The 13975-nt window shown below is 67.8% G+C and carries 13 protein-coding genes and 1 pseudogene; 8 read left to right on the top strand and 6 right to left on the bottom strand.

Features of this window, described 5'->3' with window-relative positions:
- Positions 1 to 8 precede the first annotated feature (8 nt).
- Positions 9 to 2456: a TonB-dependent receptor gene (locus tag GGQ61_RS15935; protein WP_183774833.1), complete on the bottom strand. Its 2448-nt coding sequence runs from the start codon at positions 2454 to 2456 to the stop codon at positions 9 to 11.
- A 455-nt stretch (positions 2457 to 2911) separates the two neighbouring features.
- Here GGQ61_RS15935 and queC point away from each other — a divergent pair, with 455 nt between their 5' ends.
- The 3 genes from queC to GGQ61_RS15920 are packed head-to-tail and all read left to right on the top strand — an operon-like array spanning position 2912 to position 4696.
- A complete protein-coding gene (queC, locus tag GGQ61_RS15930; RefSeq protein WP_246370956.1) occupies positions 2912 to 3643 on the top strand; it encodes a 7-cyano-7-deazaguanine synthase QueC in 732 nt (243 codons plus the stop codon).
- Entirely contained in the window at positions 3640 to 4272 is a 633-nt protein-coding gene (gene queE / locus GGQ61_RS15925) for a 7-carboxy-7-deazaguanine synthase (protein ID WP_183774811.1), read from the top strand. The genes queC and queE overlap by 4 nt, the downstream gene beginning before the upstream one ends.
- Positions 4273 to 4315: 43 nt before the next feature.
- Positions 4316 to 4696, top strand: coding sequence for a 6-pyruvoyl trahydropterin synthase family protein (locus GGQ61_RS15920; protein ID WP_183774808.1), 381 nt, complete (start codon positions 4316 to 4318; stop codon positions 4694 to 4696).
- A 64-nt stretch (positions 4697 to 4760) separates the two neighbouring features.
- Here GGQ61_RS15920 and GGQ61_RS15915 read toward each other — a convergent pair whose 3' ends face one another.
- The 4 genes from GGQ61_RS15915 to GGQ61_RS15900 form a co-directional block, all read right to left on the bottom strand.
- Positions 4761 to 4973: a hypothetical protein gene (locus GGQ61_RS15915; protein ID WP_183774805.1), complete on the bottom strand. Its 213-nt coding sequence runs from the start codon at positions 4971 to 4973 to the stop codon at positions 4761 to 4763.
- Positions 4974 to 5038: 65 nt separating this feature from the next.
- Positions 5039 to 5548: a response regulator gene (locus GGQ61_RS15910; protein ID WP_183774802.1), complete on the bottom strand. Its 510-nt coding sequence runs from the start codon at positions 5546 to 5548 to the stop codon at positions 5039 to 5041.
- Positions 5549 to 5684: 136 nt separating this feature from the next.
- The gene (aroC, locus tag GGQ61_RS15905; RefSeq protein WP_183774799.1) at positions 5685 to 6809 is read right to left on the bottom strand and encodes a chorismate synthase; all 1125 of its coding nucleotides are present in this window, start codon (positions 6807 to 6809) and stop codon (positions 5685 to 5687) included.
- A gap of 33 nt (positions 6810 to 6842) precedes the next feature.
- The gene (locus tag GGQ61_RS15900; RefSeq protein ID WP_183774784.1) at positions 6843 to 7550 is read right to left on the bottom strand and encodes a J domain-containing protein; all 708 of its coding nucleotides are present in this window, start codon (positions 7548 to 7550) and stop codon (positions 6843 to 6845) included.
- 76 nt (positions 7551 to 7626) lie between these two features.
- Here GGQ61_RS15900 and pdxH point away from each other — a divergent pair, with 76 nt between their 5' ends.
- Entirely contained in the window at positions 7627 to 8292 is a 666-nt protein-coding gene (gene pdxH, locus GGQ61_RS15895; RefSeq protein WP_183774769.1) for a pyridoxamine 5'-phosphate oxidase, read from the top strand.
- Entirely contained in the window at positions 8289 to 9791 is a 1503-nt protein-coding gene (locus GGQ61_RS15890) for a bifunctional aminoglycoside phosphotransferase/ATP-binding protein (protein ID WP_183774766.1), read from the top strand. The genes pdxH and GGQ61_RS15890 overlap by 4 nt, the downstream gene beginning before the upstream one ends.
- A 10-nt stretch (positions 9792 to 9801) precedes the next feature.
- Here the strand turns inward: GGQ61_RS15890 and GGQ61_RS15885 are convergent.
- Positions 9802 to 10981 (bottom strand): annotated as a pseudogene (locus GGQ61_RS15885) (BaiN/RdsA family NAD(P)/FAD-dependent oxidoreductase).
- Between the two features lie 256 nt (positions 10982 to 11237).
- Here GGQ61_RS15885 and GGQ61_RS15880 point away from each other — a divergent pair.
- The 3 genes from GGQ61_RS15880 to GGQ61_RS15870 all read left to right on the top strand — a co-directional run bounded on the left by GGQ61_RS15880 (position 11238) and on the right by GGQ61_RS15870 (position 13937).
- Positions 11238 to 13076, top strand: coding sequence for a long-chain-fatty-acid--CoA ligase (locus tag GGQ61_RS15880; RefSeq protein ID WP_246370951.1), 1839 nt, complete (start codon positions 11238 to 11240; stop codon positions 13074 to 13076).
- Between the two features lie 56 nt (positions 13077 to 13132).
- A complete protein-coding gene (locus tag GGQ61_RS15875; protein ID WP_183774763.1) occupies positions 13133 to 13486 on the top strand; it encodes a hypothetical protein in 354 nt (117 codons plus the stop codon).
- Between the two features lie 241 nt (positions 13487 to 13727).
- Positions 13728 to 13937, top strand: a complete 210-nt coding sequence (locus tag GGQ61_RS15870; RefSeq protein ID WP_183774760.1) for a cold-shock protein — start codon at positions 13728 to 13730, stop codon at positions 13935 to 13937.
- Positions 13938 to 13975: the final 38 nt, after the last annotated feature.

The raw sequence follows: 13975 nt of genomic DNA, 5'->3' as shown, positions 1-13975 counted from the left end.
GCCACCCGCTACGACCGCAGGGCCATCCACTTCCTAGGCTTCGTACACCTCGCCGCCACCATGATCTGGCTGCGCTGAATGTCGATTCCGCCTAGCGCGCCGCTGCCGATGTTGGTGCCCGCGCCGGCGGTCGAGACCGGGGTGCAGACGCCGAGCAGGGCGAACGGGTTGTTGGTAGCGTTCGACACCGCCAGCGCCGTCTGGGCCGCGGCCATGTTGACCACGCAGTTCGACGCCGCGCTCGACTTCACCAGCACCAGGTTCGGGTCGCTGCCCGTGCGGTTGAAGGTGTCGATCGAGGTGCCCGAGCTGATCTCGGTGTCGAGCCATCCGATCTGGGCGTTGAGGCGCAGGCCTTCCAGCGGTTGCCAGACGCTTTCCAGCTCGACGCCCTTGATTTTGGCGTCGATGTTCTCGTTGGTCGAGGCGCGGTTGACGATCTTCGAGACCTGATAGCCCTGGTAGTCATAGTAGAAGCCGGTCAGGTTCAGCGTCATCGTGCCGTTCAGCACCGTATTCTTGGTGCCGATTTCGTAGGCGTTGATGAATTCCGGATCGAAGGTCGGCGGACCGCAGATCACGCCTTGCCCGCCGCTGCACGGAGAGTTCAGGCCCCCGGCCTTATAGCCGCGCGAGAAGAAGGCGTAGATCAGGGTGTCGTCGGTGAAGTCGAGATCCGGCTTCCAGTCGAAGCCGATGCGCCCGGTGGTCTCCTTGAACTCGACGTGCAGGATGTCGGGCGTGCCCGGGATGGGACCGGCGATGCCGACGCCCGGAATGCCCAGGTTGACCTGGTGGTTCTCGACCTCCTTGTCGTCGACCGTGTAGCGCAGGCCGCCGGTGAACTTCAGGGTGTCGGTCGCCTGCCAGTAGAGCTCGCCGAAGAAGGCGTGGGAGCGCAGGTCATAGGGGCCGTAGGCGTCGTAGTAGTTGCGGCCCACGCGGGTCGGTTCGTAGTTCGGATCGATAGAGACGCACGGGGCCGCGCCGACGCAGTTCGGGTTGCCGGTGCTGAACAGGTTGTTGATCTGGTAGTAGCCGGTCCCGGTGTTGAACATCACATAGTAGTCGCCGGTCGCCTGGTAGCGAACCATGATCCCGCCGACGTTGAAGTTGAACGGGCCGTCATAGGCCGACTGCAGTCGCAGCTCTTGGCTCCAGCCCTTGGTGTAGGCTGACGAGATGTCGCTGGTCGTAAAGCGGTTGAACGGCCGGTTCTGGGCGTCGTTGATCACGCCGCCGGGGAACAGCGCCGCATAGATGGCGGCGTAACCCGGCACCGCGCCGGCGAAGGCGTTCACCGGGTTCGGCGTGGTGTTGAAGCTCGTGCTCGGGACATAGCGGTTGTAGTCCTGGCGCGTATAGAGGTCGAAGTCCGTGTAGGACGTCAGCCAGGTCAGCCGCAGTTCGTCGGTAAGGTCCCAGTCGACGTTGAACTGATAGATGTCGGTCGTCGATTGGTAGATCGGGTCGAAGGTCGACTCGATGTCGCGGACGTTGGTCGTCTGCATCTTGCCGGCATAGGCGTCGCCGGTCTGGAAGCCGCCGAGGGCGCCGAACAGGCCGCCGAGGGTCGCCTGCGAGTTCACCGTGCCCAGCGCCCCGGCCGAGTAGAGCGAGGTCGCCGAGCAACCCTGGCTGAACAGGCCGCGCTGGATCTGGCCGATCAGCCCGCCGGCCGCGGCCGAGTAGCCCAGGCCGCCGACGTTCGACGGGCCGAGGTCCTTGGTGCAGAACTGCTTGCCGATCCGCGAGCGGTTATCGTCCTCGTCGAAGTGATCCCACAGGAAGTAGGCGTGGAAGGTGTCGGTCGGATTGAACGCCAGGGTGACGCGCGTGCCGAACAGGTCGCGGTCGTCGGCGTCGTTGCCAGTCACCAGGTTGTCGCCGAACCCGTCGCGCTTCAGCCACGAGCCGGCGACCCGCAGGGCGAACTGGTCGCCCAGCGGCACGTTGATCATGCCGCGCAGCTTCATGGTGTTGTAGTTGCCGACCTCGCCGCGGATCATCGCCTCGAACTCGTCGATCGGCTTGGCGGTGATCATGTTGACCACGCCGCCGGTGGCGTTGCGTCCGTAGAGGGTGCCTTGCGGCCCGCGCAGCACTTCGACCCGCTCGACGTCGTAGAACTCGGTCTCGAACAGGTTGTTGGAGAGCAGAGGCGCGTTGTTCAGGTGGATGCCGGTGCCGGCGTCGCCCGAACCGGCGACCAGCTTGGAGCCGATGCCGCGGATCTGGAAGTTGTAGCCGGTGAAGTTCCCCTTGGAGAAGTTGACGTTCGGAACGGCGATGACCAGGTTCGGGCCGCCGTCGATCTTGGCCTTCTCCAGCGTGTCCTGATTGAACGCCGACACCGCGATCGGCACGTCCTGCAGCGCCTCCTCGCGTTTCTGGGCGGTGACCACCAGTTCCTGAATGACGTTCTGGGACCAGGCCGGGGACGCAACTGAACTCAAAGCTACAGCGGACGCGCCAACGATCAGCGCGCTCCGCAAATGCAGAGCATTCAACATTCCAGGTTCCTCCCAAGACGCCCACGGCTCTCTACAAACCGGCCTGGTGCGTCACCTTGCGCCGCACGAGAATTCGTCAAGGGGGTGGCGGCCACTCCCCGACCAGCAGGCTCGCGCTCAGTTATGGAGTCTGTCAACGTGACGATGTTAAGTTATCGACGTTCACGACAAAACTAATCAAGCGCTGTTGCTGAAATGCATGGGCGTGATTTATTTCAATTATAGGTGGTCGTGAGGGGGTTTCCGGGGCGTAAGCTTGACGTGTGCCTGTATTCGCGATGCTGCACCTGCGAAATCGTTGTTTCAAATAGCATTTTAGATTCGCGGGTATGGCGACGGGCGCGCGCGGGCCATGCGGCGGGCTTCCGATTTGCGCCGCGCGCGCGCATATGGGGCCGATGAGCCAAGCTTCTCCGCAGTCCCGCGCCCTGGTCCTGTTCTCGGGCGGCCAGGATTCCAGCGTCTGCCTCGCCTGGGCGCTGGCCCGGCACGATCATGTCGAGACCGTCGGCTTCGACTACGGCCAGCGGCATGCGGTGGAAATGGAACAGCGTTCTGTGGTTCGCCAGGCGATCAGCGCCCGGTTTCCGCAATGGGCGGGCAAGCTGGGCGAGGATCATGTCCTCGACCTGACCGGCTTCGGGGCGGTCGGCGACACCGCCATGACCCAGGAACGGGCCTTCGAGATCACCGAAAAGGGGCTGCCGAACACCTACGTGCCCGGCCGCAACCTCGTCTTTCTGACCTATGCGGCCGCCCTGGCCGATCGCCGCAAACTGAAATTTCTAGTGGGCGGCATGTGCGAGACCGACTTCTCCGGCTATCCGGATTGTCGCCGCGAGACGCTCGACGCCCTGGAGCGGGCGCTGAACCTCGGCATGGCCCAGGACTTCGTGGTCGAGACCCCGCTGATGTGGTTGACCAAGGCGCAGACCTGGGCGCTGGCCAAGGGCCTGGGCGGCGAGGACCTGGTCGACGTCATCGTTCGCGACAGCCACACCTGTTACCGGGGGACCCGCGGAGCGCTGCACGAGTGGGGACATGGCTGCGGCGACTGCCCGGCCTGCGACCTGCGCGCCAGGGGGTGGGCCGAGTGGGTCGAGGCCGGCCGCCCGGAACTGACGCCATGAGCTACGCCGTCAAGGAGATCTTCCTGACCCTCCAGGGCGAGGGCGGCCAGGCAGGCCAGCCGGCGGTGTTTTGCCGCTTTGCGGGATGCAACCTCTGGTCGGGCCGTGAGGAGGATCGCGCCAAGGCGGTCTGCACCTTCTGCGACACCGACTTCGTCGGCATGGACGGCGAGGGGGGCGGACGCTTCGCCGGCGCCGACGATCTGGCTACGGCGATCGAGGCGGCCTGGACCGGCGGTCCTGATCACCGGCTGGTGGTCTGCACCGGCGGCGAGCCGCTGCTGCAGGTCGATGCGCCGTTGATCGCGGCGCTGCACGCCCGTGGCTTCCGCATCGCGCTCGAAACCAACGGCACCCTGCCTGTTCCCGAGGGGATCGACTGGATCTGCGTCAGCCCCAAGGCCGACGCCGAGGTCGTGCAGACCCATGGCCAGGAGCTGAAGCTCGTCTTCCCCCAGGCGCTGGCCCATCCCTCACGCTTCGAGCACATGGATTTCGAGCGCTTCCTGCTCCAGCCGATGGACGGCCCGGCGCGCGTCGAAAACACCCAGGCGGCGATCGCCTATTGCCTTGCACACCCGCGGTGGCGTTTAAGCGTCCAGACTCACAAGTACCTCGGCATTCCGTGACACGCGCGCCAAGCGCGGCCGGGCGGCCCAAGACCCCTCCCAGATGACCCAACCGATTTTCGAGATCACCAAGGCCGCGACCTTCGACGCGGCGCACTACTTCCCGGAAGGGCCCGAGCATCGGCCCTACAACAACCTGCATGGCCACTCGTTCAAGGTCGAGGCGACCGTCCGCGGCGCGCCGCAGGAGCCGGTGGGCTGGGTGGTCGATCTGGCCGATCTCGACGGCGAGCTGAAGGCCGTCGCCGCCGAACTCGACCACGGGCTGCTCAACGAGAAGCCGGGTCTGGAGCGTCCGACGCTCGAGCACATCTGCCTCTATTTCGCTGAGCGGCTGCAGCCCAAGTTTCCGGGCCTGTCGCGCATCGTCGTCTCGCGCCCGACCATCGGCGAGAGCTGTGCGATGGCGGTGCCGGGCGCCTGAGGCGGCCGCCGATCCGGGCGAGCGCGCCGGGCCACGCCCGGCAACGCAGGGGCGGTCCCGGGCGCTATTTGCGCTTGTCGTCCTTGTCGTCGCCGTCGGGGATGATCGCGCCGACGGCCATACCCGCGCCCTTGGCGGTGACGCCGACCGCCGCTCCGGTCACGCCGACCGCGGTTCCGACCACCGCGCCGGTGGCGGCGACCGCCAGGCAGCCCGACAGCGTCAGGACCGCGCCCGCCAGCAGCGACAGCTGGGCGAGAAGGCGAAGGGCGCGCATGCAGGGATTCTCCGACGGGGACATTCCCTGCCTAGCGGCCGAAGATCACCAAATGGTGGCGAACGCTAGAGCTCGATGGCGCGGACGGTGCGGTGGTCGCCCGCACGTCGCCAGGGGCCCTGGAAACTCGGATCGCTGCGTCGCCGCCGGTCGGGCCCGAAATAGTCGCCGGTGCGGATGAATGGGCGGGCGTGGTCGACCACCTGGGCCAGCCGCTCGATCACCCCTCGGGCGGTGATCGGCTTGCCCATGAATTCGTTGACCCCGGCGTCGCGCGCCTCCTGCAGCCGTTTCATCGTGGCGTGGCCGGTGATCATGATTACGGGGAGCATTGGGCCGGGGCTGTCTGGTCCAGTGCGCAGCGAGCGCACGAACTCGATGCCGTTCATGGGCTCCATCGCCAGGTCGGTCAGCACGATGTCGACAGCGTGGCTGCGCAGAGCGGCGAGGCCCTCGACGCCGTCGCTGGCCTCGATGGTCTGGGTGATGCCGAGCGCCCGCAGAATCTGGGCTAGCAGCACGCGGGTGTGCTTGTTGTCGTCGACGATCAGGACCTTGAGGCGATCGAGGCGCACGTTCACCGCGCTGACTGTGGAGCCGACTCGCGATGATTCGTTCCGCGATAGCAGCTGATTAGCTGCGCGAAAGTTGCACGGTCAATGCCAGAAAACAGCGATTTGTGAGTGTCGAAATTCGGGCGGCTGCACAGGGTCAGCGGCGGTCGGAACCGCCCGGAACATAGGCGCCGCCGCCGGTCTGGGCCCGGTGACGCAGATAGGCGTCGGCTAGGACGCAGGCGGTCATCGCCTCGACCACCGGAACCGCGCGGATGCCGACGCAGGGGTCGTGGCGCCCCTTGGTGCGCAGCTCCACTTCCTCGCCGGCCTCGTTCAGGCTGCGGCGCGGGGTGAGGATCGAGGAGGTCGGCTTGAACGCTACGCGCGCCGCCACGGGCGCGCCTGACGAAATGCCGCCCAGGATGCCGCCGGCGCTGTTGGACAGGAACAGCGGCTCGCCGTCGTTGCCCATCCGCATCTCATCGGCGTTTTCCTCGCCCGAGAAGGCGGCGCTGGCGAACCCGGCGCCGATCTCCACGCCTTTGGAGGCGTTGATCGACATCAGCGCAGCGGCCAGTTCGGCGTCGAGCTTGCCATAGATCGGGGCGCCCCAGCCGGCGGGCACGCCGAGCGCTTCGACCTCGACGATCGCGCCGGTCGAGGAACCGGACTTGCGGACCTTCTCCAGGTGCTCCTCCCAGACCGGAACCGTCTGCGCGTCGGGGCACCAGAAGCCGTTCTCGTGGCGCTGGTCCCAGTCGAAGCGGCTACGGTCGATGGCGTGCGGGCCGATCTGCACGACGGCGGCGCGGATGGTGACGCCCTCGATGATCTTGCGGGCCACGGCGCCTGCCGCCACCCGCGCGGCGGTCTCGCGCGCCGAGGCCCGGCCGCCGCCGCGATAGTCGCGAACGCCGTACTTGGCGAAATAAGTGTAGTCGGCGTGGCCGGGGCGGAACTGGGTGGCGATCTCGCCATAGTCGCGCGAGCGCTGGTCGACGTTCTCGATCATCATCGAAATCGGCGTGCCGGTGGTCACCTGACCGGCGGTGCGCTCGTCCTGGAACACGCCGGACAGGATCTTCACCGCGTCCGGCTCCTGGCGCTGGGTGACGAACTTGCCCTGGCCGGGACGGCGCTGGTCCAGCCACACCTGCACCTCTTCGGCGGTCAGGCCGATGCCCGGAGGGCAGCCGTCGACCACGCAGCCGAGGGCGGGCCCGTGGCTCTCGCCCCAGGTGGTCACGCGAAACAGATGGCCGAAGGTGTTGTGCGACATGGCGGCGTTCTTAAAGCCGGCGCCGCCGCAAGGCTAGGCCGCCCAGGCGGCGGCGAAACGGCGGCGCAGGGTGCGCGTGGCGGTGTCGGTGGCCCGGGTCTGCTCCGTGAGGCGCAGGAACAGGTGCCCCTGAGGATGATCGCCCCGCGCGGGCAGTCCCTGGCCGGCCAGCCGGACCAGCCCCCGTTCGCCGGCTTTCTTGGTGATCCAGACGACGCGGCGTCCCAGCGGCGTGTCAACCGCCACTCGACCGCCCTGGGCCAGGACGTGCGGATGCAGCGGCGTGGTGATCCAAAGGTCGTGGCCGCGGACCATGATCTGCGCGTCGCCCCGCACGGCGATCTCGAACATGTCGGCGCCGGCCCGCAGCAGGTCCCCTGAGCGCAGGCCTCCGGGCAGGGTGATCTTCAGGCTGCGGCCGTCTGCGGTCTCGCGCAGCACCACCCCGCCGTTCAGCGCGAGCAGCGGCGTGATCGGCAGGATCCTGTCGTCCAGGGCGCTTTTCCTGACGGTGGCGGGCGGCTGAATGATGCTTTCGGTCGAGGGCGGTTCGCTCAGCAGGCGGTAGGCCTCCACCACCTCGCGGAACCGCTCGGCGTCGCCGCCGGGCCGGTCGGGGTGGGCGCCTTTGGCGGCCTCGCGGAAAGCGCGGCGCAGGTCGGCCGGCGTCGCGCCCGGCGCTGCGCCCAGCACGGCGCGCGCCCGCTTCCTATCCAGCACGAGTGACTTGGGCGCGGCCATCCGGCGACTGTGGACGGCACATGGTCAACGGCGCGTTAAGCATGGCAAGCGCGCGCCAAGGCGCTATATCGGCGACATGAGCGACAAGGCCGCAATTCCTCCCTCGCCCAGCGAGGACGACTACGTTCGCCAGGTGACTGCGGCCGAACCGCCGCCGCTGCTTTCGGCCCAGGATCCGTTCGAGCTGTTCGCCGAATGGATGAAGGACGCCACGGCCAAGGAGCCGAACGATCCCAACGCAATGGCGCTCGCCACCGTGGACGAGACCGGCCTGCCCGACGTGCGCATGGTGCTGCTCAAAGAGGCCGGCCCCGACGGCTTCGTGTTCTATACCAATCTCGGCAGCGCCAAGGGGCGCCAGCTGGCCGCCAATCCCAAGGCTGCGCTGCTGTTCCACTGGAAGTCGCTGCGCCGCCAGGTTCGGGTTCGCGGCCTGATCGAGCCGGTGACGCCCGACGAGGCCGACGCTTATTTCGCGACCCGCGCCCGCCCGGCCCAGATCGGCGCCTGGGCCTCGGATCAGTCGCAGCAGCTGCCAGACCGCCTGGCCCTGGAAAAGCGCATCGCCGAGATCGGCCTGAAGTTCGGCCTCGGCAAGGTGCCGCGCCCGCCGCACTGGTCCGGCTTCCGCGTGAAGCCGCAGGCGATCGAATTCTGGCGCGACCGGCCGTTCCGCCTGCACGAGCGCCTGGTCTTCGAACGGGTGGGGGAGGGCTGGACCACCCAGCGCCTCTATCCTTGACCGACGCCGAAGAGGCCGAAGTCGTCGCCTGGCTGGAAGGCGAGGCGCAGACCAAGATCGAGACCGGCTGCGCCTGGGTGTTCTTGGCCGGCGACACCGCCTTCAAGGTCAAGAAGCGGGTCGACCTCGGCTTCCTCGACTATTCGACCCTGGACCTGCGGCGCTGGGCGCTGGAGCGCGAGCTGCGCTTCAACCGCGCCGCCACCTCGGACATCTACCGCGCCGTGCGCACCATCACCCGCAAGAGCGGCGGCGGGCTGGAGCTGGACGGCCCCGGCGCCGTGGTCGAGTACGCCCTGGAGATGCGCCGCTTCGACGATAGCTTCGTGCTGGCCGCCCGGCCGTGGGCGGTCGACGGCCCGCTGGCCGAGGCCATGGGCCGCGAGGTCGCGGGCTTCCACGCCAAGGCCGAGCTGCGCCCGCAGGGCGGCGGCGGCAAGGCGCTGAAGTACACGATCGACTCCAACGCCAAGCTGATCCGTGAGCTGGCCCCCAAGCTCGGCGAGACCCGCGTCGAGGCGCTGATCGCCGCCACCGACGCCGAGTTCTTTCGTCACGAGGCGCTGCTGAACGCCCGCCGCGACTCCGGCTTCGCGCGCCTCTGCCATGCCGACCTGCACCTCGGGAACATCCTGCTCGAGAACGGCCGGCCGGTGCTGTTCGACTGCATCGAGTTCAACGACATCCTGTCGGACATCGACGTCCAGTACGACCTGGCCTTCCTGTTGATGGACCTCGACTTCCGCCGTCGCCGGGACGCCGCCGTGCGGGTTCTGTCGGCCTATGTCGACAAGGGCCGCCGCCATTTCGGCCCCGACCTGCTGGACGGCCTCGCCGCCCTGCCGCTGATGATGTCGGTCCGCGCCGCCGTGCGCACCCACGTCCAGGCCCACAGCGGCGACCTGGAGGGCGCGAGCGCCTATCTCGACGCCGGCTTGGCGCATCTGTCGCCGCCGCCGCCGAAGCTGACCGCGGTCGGCGGGCTTTCAGGGTCCGGCAAGTCGACCTTCGCGCGGCTGATCGCGCCGGGCCTGGGCGCCTCGCCCGGCGCTGTGGTCCTGCGCACCGACGAGATCCGAAAGCGCCTGCTGGGCGTCGCGCCGGACGCCTCGCTGCCGGCCAGCGTCTACTCGCCGGCCTTCTATCGGGAAGTCTACGACACCCTCTTCGCCGAGACCCGCGCCCTGCTGGACGCCGGACGCGCGGTGGTGGTCGACGCCACCTTCATCCAGCCCGAGCTGCGCGGCCGCGTGCAGGAACTGGCCCGCGAGGCCGGCGTGCCGTTCCATGGCGTTTGGCTGGAAGCGGCGCCCGAAGTCCTGGCCCAGCGCATCGAGGGCCGGAAAGGGGACGCCTCCGACGCCACCGTCGCCACCCTGCGCATGCAGCTCGACCGCGACGTCGGCCCGATCGACTGGGTCCGCGTCGACGCCTCCGGCCCGGCCCAGGACGCCGCCGAAGCCTGGTCGATCGAGCACGGCGGCTCGCCGCTGCCTTAGGTGCGGCGGCTCAAACCGCCTGCCCAGCCACCCAGCCCGACGACCAGGCCCACTGGAAGTTATACCCGCCGAGGCCAGCCGGTGACGTCGACCACCTCGCCGATGAAGAAGAGGCCGGGAACGGCCTTCGCCTGCATGGTTTTGGATTCCAGCCCGTTGGTGTCCACGCCGCCCAGCGTGACCTCGGCCGTCCGATAGCCTTCCGAACCGACCGGCTTGACGGTCCAGGCGTTCACCGCCGTGGCGATGCGGCCGATGGCTTTGTCCGACAGGTCGCCGGCGTTGGACGGGGCGGCCGCCTCGTCGAGGATCAGCTGCGCCAGCCGCCGTGGCAGGTGCTCGGAAAGCACCGTGATCGCCGCCTGCTTGCCGCGGGTCTGGCGCGCGGTCTTCAAGGTCGCAGCGATGTCGACGCCGGGGGCCATGTCGACCGTGATCGCCTGGCCCTCGCGCCAGTAGGACGAAATCTGCAGGATCGAGGGGCCCGACAGCCCCCGGTGGGTGAACAGCATCGCCTCGGCGAACTTGGTCTTGCCGCAGGAGACCACCGCGTCGACCGCCACGCCGGCCAGCGGCTTCAGCCGCTCCAGCATCCCGACCTCGAAGGTCAGCGGGACCAGTGCGGGCCGCGTCTCGACGACGTTCAACCCGAACTGACGGGCGATGTCGTAGCCGAATCCGGTGGCCCCCATCTTCGGTATCGACTTGCCGCCGCTGGCGATGACCAGCGCGTCGCAGGTCACCCGTCCGCCGCTGGTCTCCAGGGAGAAGCCGTCGTCCTCCTGCTCGACCCGCTCGACGGTGGTCTTCAGCCGCAGGGTGACGCCGGCCTGGCGCATCGCGCCGGTCAGCATGGCGATGATCTCCTTGGCCGAGTTGTCGCAGAACAGCTGGCCCAGGGTCTTCTCGTGATAGGCGATCCCCTCGCGCTCGACCCAGGCGATGAAGTCCTTGGCCGTGTAGCGGCGCAGCGCCGAGATCGCGAAGTGCGGGTTGGCCGAGATGAAGTTGGCCGGCGCGGCGTTGATGTTGGTGAAGTTGCAGCGGCCGCCGCCGGAGATGCGGATCTTCTCGCCCGGCGCGGCGGCGTGGTCGATCACAAGTACGCGGCGACCGCGCTTGCCGGCCTCGATGGCGCACATCATGCCCGCCGCCCCGGCGCCGATCACCACGACGTCGAACTGATCCACCTGGGGCCTCGCAAACTGCATGAAGGAAAGTCGGCCCTTCGATAGGACCGGCCTCCGGAAGTCAACCGGCGGTTCGCCGCGCTTCCTTCTCGGACAGGCGCCACGTCGCGGCCCCTATTCTTGGGCAAAACACCATGTCGCAGCGTGGTTTGGCCACAAGTCCCTGTTCACCGAGCCGCGTTGCGTTAAGGACTTGGTGAATCTAGCTTTGCGCCAGCCCCAGAGAGGGCGGCGTCGTCGGGAGGAAGATAAGCGTATGCAAGGTTTGATGCAGGACTGGCCGCTGACGGTCGACAAGATCCTCGACCACGCCAAGGCCTGGCACGGCGGCCGCGAGGTCGTCAGCCGTTCGGTCGAGGGGCCGATCGTCCGCACCACCTACGCCGCGATCCATGAACGCGCCAAGCGCGTGTCGAACGCGCTCAAGGCGCTGGGCGTGGTTCCCGGCGACCGTGTCGCCACCCTGGCCTGGAACACCGGCCGCCACATCGAGGCCTGGTACGGCATCATGGGCATCGGCGCGGTGTGCCACACCCTGAACCCGCGCCTGTTCGCAGAGCAGCTGGTCTACATCATCAACCATGCCGACGATAAGGTCATCTTCACCGACCTGACCTTCCTGCCGATCCTGGCGGGCATCCGCGACCAGATCCCCGGCGTGAAGCACTTCGTCGTCTTCTCGGACGAAGCGCACCTCGGCGACCAGCTGCCGGGCGCGCTCGCCTACGAAAGCCTGATCGAGCAGGCCTCGCCCGACGTGACCTGGGGCGGCTTCGACGAGAACACCGCGGCGGGCCTCTGCTACACCTCGGGCACCACCGGCAATCCGAAGGGCGTGCTCTACTCGCACCGCTCGAACTTCCTGCACACCCTGGTGACGATGGGCGGCGACGTTCTCGGCATCCGGGCCACCGACACCGTGCTGCCTGTCGTGCCGATGTTCCACGCCAACGCCTGGGGCCTGGCCTTCTCGGCTCCGGCGGTCGGCGCCAAGCTGGTCATGCCGGGCCAGAAGCTCGACGGCGCCTCGGTGCACGAGCTGCTCGAGACCGAGGGCGTCACCTTCTCGGCCGCCGTGCCGACCGTCTGGCAGATGCTGCTGCAGCACCTGCGCGCCACCAAGAGCCAGCTGACCACCCTCAAGCGCGTCGTCATCGGCGGCTCGGCGGTGCCCGAAAGCATCGTCCGCGGCTTCCGCGACGAGTTCGGCGTCGACGTCACTCACGCCTGGGGCATGACCGAGACCTCGCCGCTCGGCACCCAGGCCACCCCGAACGCCGCCATCGCCGCGATGGACGCCGAGACCCAGCTGCAGTTCAAGCTGAAGCAGGGCCGCGCCCCGCTCGGCATCGAGCTCAAGCTGGTCGACGACGAGGAAAAGGACCTGCCGCACGACGGCGCCACTTTCGGCCGGCTCAAGGTCGCCGGCCCGTTCGTGGTCGGCCGGTACTTCAAGTCCGAGGGCGGAAACATCCTCGACGAGGCCGGTTTCTTCGATACCGGCGACGTCGCCACCCTCGACGAGCACGGCTTCATGCAGATCACCGACCGCGCCAAGGACGTGATCAAGTCGGGCGGCGAGTGGATCTCCTCGATCGAGATCGAGAACATCGCCGCCGGCCATCCCAAGGCCGAGCTGGCCGCGGTCATCGGAGTCGCCCACCCGAAGTGGGACGAGCGGCCGCTGCTGCTGGTCAAGCTGAAGGCCGGCGAGGAGGCCACCAAGGAAGAGTTCCTGCAGTTCCTCGAAGGCAAGATCGCCAAGTGGTGGACGCCGGACGACGTGGCTTTTGTCGACGAAATCCCGCTCGGCGCCACCGGCAAGATCGACAAGAAGCTGATCCGCGATCGGATGAAGGACTACGTCCTGCCGACCGCGGCCGCCGGCGGCGCGGCGGCGCTGGCCGTGACGCCGGAGCCGAAGATCTACGCGCCTGAACCCGAAGCCCCGGCGTCGGACGACGGCTCTTGGCTGCAGTGGACGCCTGGCCCAGACCAGACCGTTGATCGCTCCGCCATGCGTGTCCCCTCAACGGCCGACCCGCAGCCGCCGGAGGCCCCGGCGGACGCCGTGCGCCCTTTTCGGCGGAGCTGACCGCGTCTGAGCCGGCGCTCGCGCTGGCACAGGGGCGGCCGGCCGCATCCGTACTGGTGCGTCAGCCGGCCGTCTCGCACGGCTTCGCCGAACTCTATCTGCATGGCGCGACCCTGGTCGCTTTGGCGCCGGCCTGCCTGGTCGCCGTAGGGGTGATCGCGCCCAAGCTCGGTTTGATGAGCGAGGGCGTCGGGGTCGGCCTTGTCGCCATGGAATGGGCGCCTCACGTCGCTCTGGCCAGCGTCGCTGCGGGCTTCTTCGGCGTGCTGGTCGCCATGCTGGCCGGCTTTTCGAAATTCTGGCTGCGAGCCTTGCTGGTGCTCGCCATCACCACCGCGACCCTGTTCGCCTATGTCTGGGACCGCGAGGGGCGCCAGCCCACAGCCGAGGTGCAGGCGGCGCTCCGCTGAGGCGGAACCGGCTCGCCTGGGTTGGGCCCGGTCTCCGGGCGCTTTCCAGCGCTTCCACAATTGCATCTGGCGCAAAGTCTGCATTTTTGCTATAAGTCGAAATCGAAGATCGCTTTTGGTTCGGTTGTTCTCATCGCTTTTTCTTTAGAAAGCGGCCCGAGCCGACCTCAACCTTCTCCGAAAATTTGATCCGCCGCCTCGTATTGGGCGCGCGAAATCTTGCGCCCGAAAGGTGACGATTATGACGACCGGCATGGTTAAGTGGTTCAATCCGACCAAGGGCTTTGGCTTTATTCAGCCTGATGAAGGCGGGGCCGACGTGTTCGTGCACATCAGCGCCGTCGAGCGTTCCAGCCTCGGCTCGCTCGAGGAGGGCCAAAAGCTCGCCTACGAACTGGAACTGGACTCGCGCAGCGGCAAGATGACCGCTGTGCAGTTGCAAGCCGTTTGAGCGCCTTGCCTTCCGCCTGGGCCCTGGTTTCTCCGACC

Origin of the sequence: Phenylobacterium haematophilum (genome assembly GCF_014196295.1) — a bacterium.
Lineage (GTDB): Bacteria > Pseudomonadota > Alphaproteobacteria > Caulobacterales > Caulobacteraceae > Phenylobacterium > Phenylobacterium haematophilum.
The sequence above is the reverse complement of the archived record's forward strand: the minus strand, read 5'-3'. Positions and strand labels throughout refer to the sequence as shown.

Excerpts from the sequence above, each read along its gene's own strand:
- queC (WP_246370956.1), top strand. The coding sequence starts at position 2,912 with ATGAGCCAAGCTTCTCCGCAGTCCCGCGCCCTGGTCCTGTTCTCGGGC.
- queE (WP_183774811.1), top strand. The coding sequence starts at position 3,640 with ATGAGCTACGCCGTCAAGGAGATCTTCCTGACCCTCCAGGGCGAGGGC.
- GGQ61_RS15920 (WP_183774808.1), top strand. The coding sequence starts at position 4,316 with ATGACCCAACCGATTTTCGAGATCACCAAGGCCGCGACCTTCGACGCG.
- GGQ61_RS15915 (WP_183774805.1), bottom strand. The coding sequence starts at position 4,973 with ATGCGCGCCCTTCGCCTTCTCGCCCAGCTGTCGCTGCTGGCGGGCGCG.
- aroC (WP_183774799.1), bottom strand. The coding sequence starts at position 6,809 with ATGTCGCACAACACCTTCGGCCATCTGTTTCGCGTGACCACCTGGGGC.
- GGQ61_RS15900 (WP_183774784.1), bottom strand. The coding sequence starts at position 7,550 with ATGGCCGCGCCCAAGTCACTCGTGCTGGATAGGAAGCGGGCGCGCGCC.
- pdxH (WP_183774769.1), top strand. The coding sequence starts at position 7,627 with ATGAGCGACAAGGCCGCAATTCCTCCCTCGCCCAGCGAGGACGACTAC.
- GGQ61_RS15880 (WP_246370951.1), top strand. The coding sequence starts at position 11,238 with ATGCAAGGTTTGATGCAGGACTGGCCGCTGACGGTCGACAAGATCCTC.
- GGQ61_RS15870 (WP_183774760.1), top strand. The coding sequence starts at position 13,728 with ATGACGACCGGCATGGTTAAGTGGTTCAATCCGACCAAGGGCTTTGGC.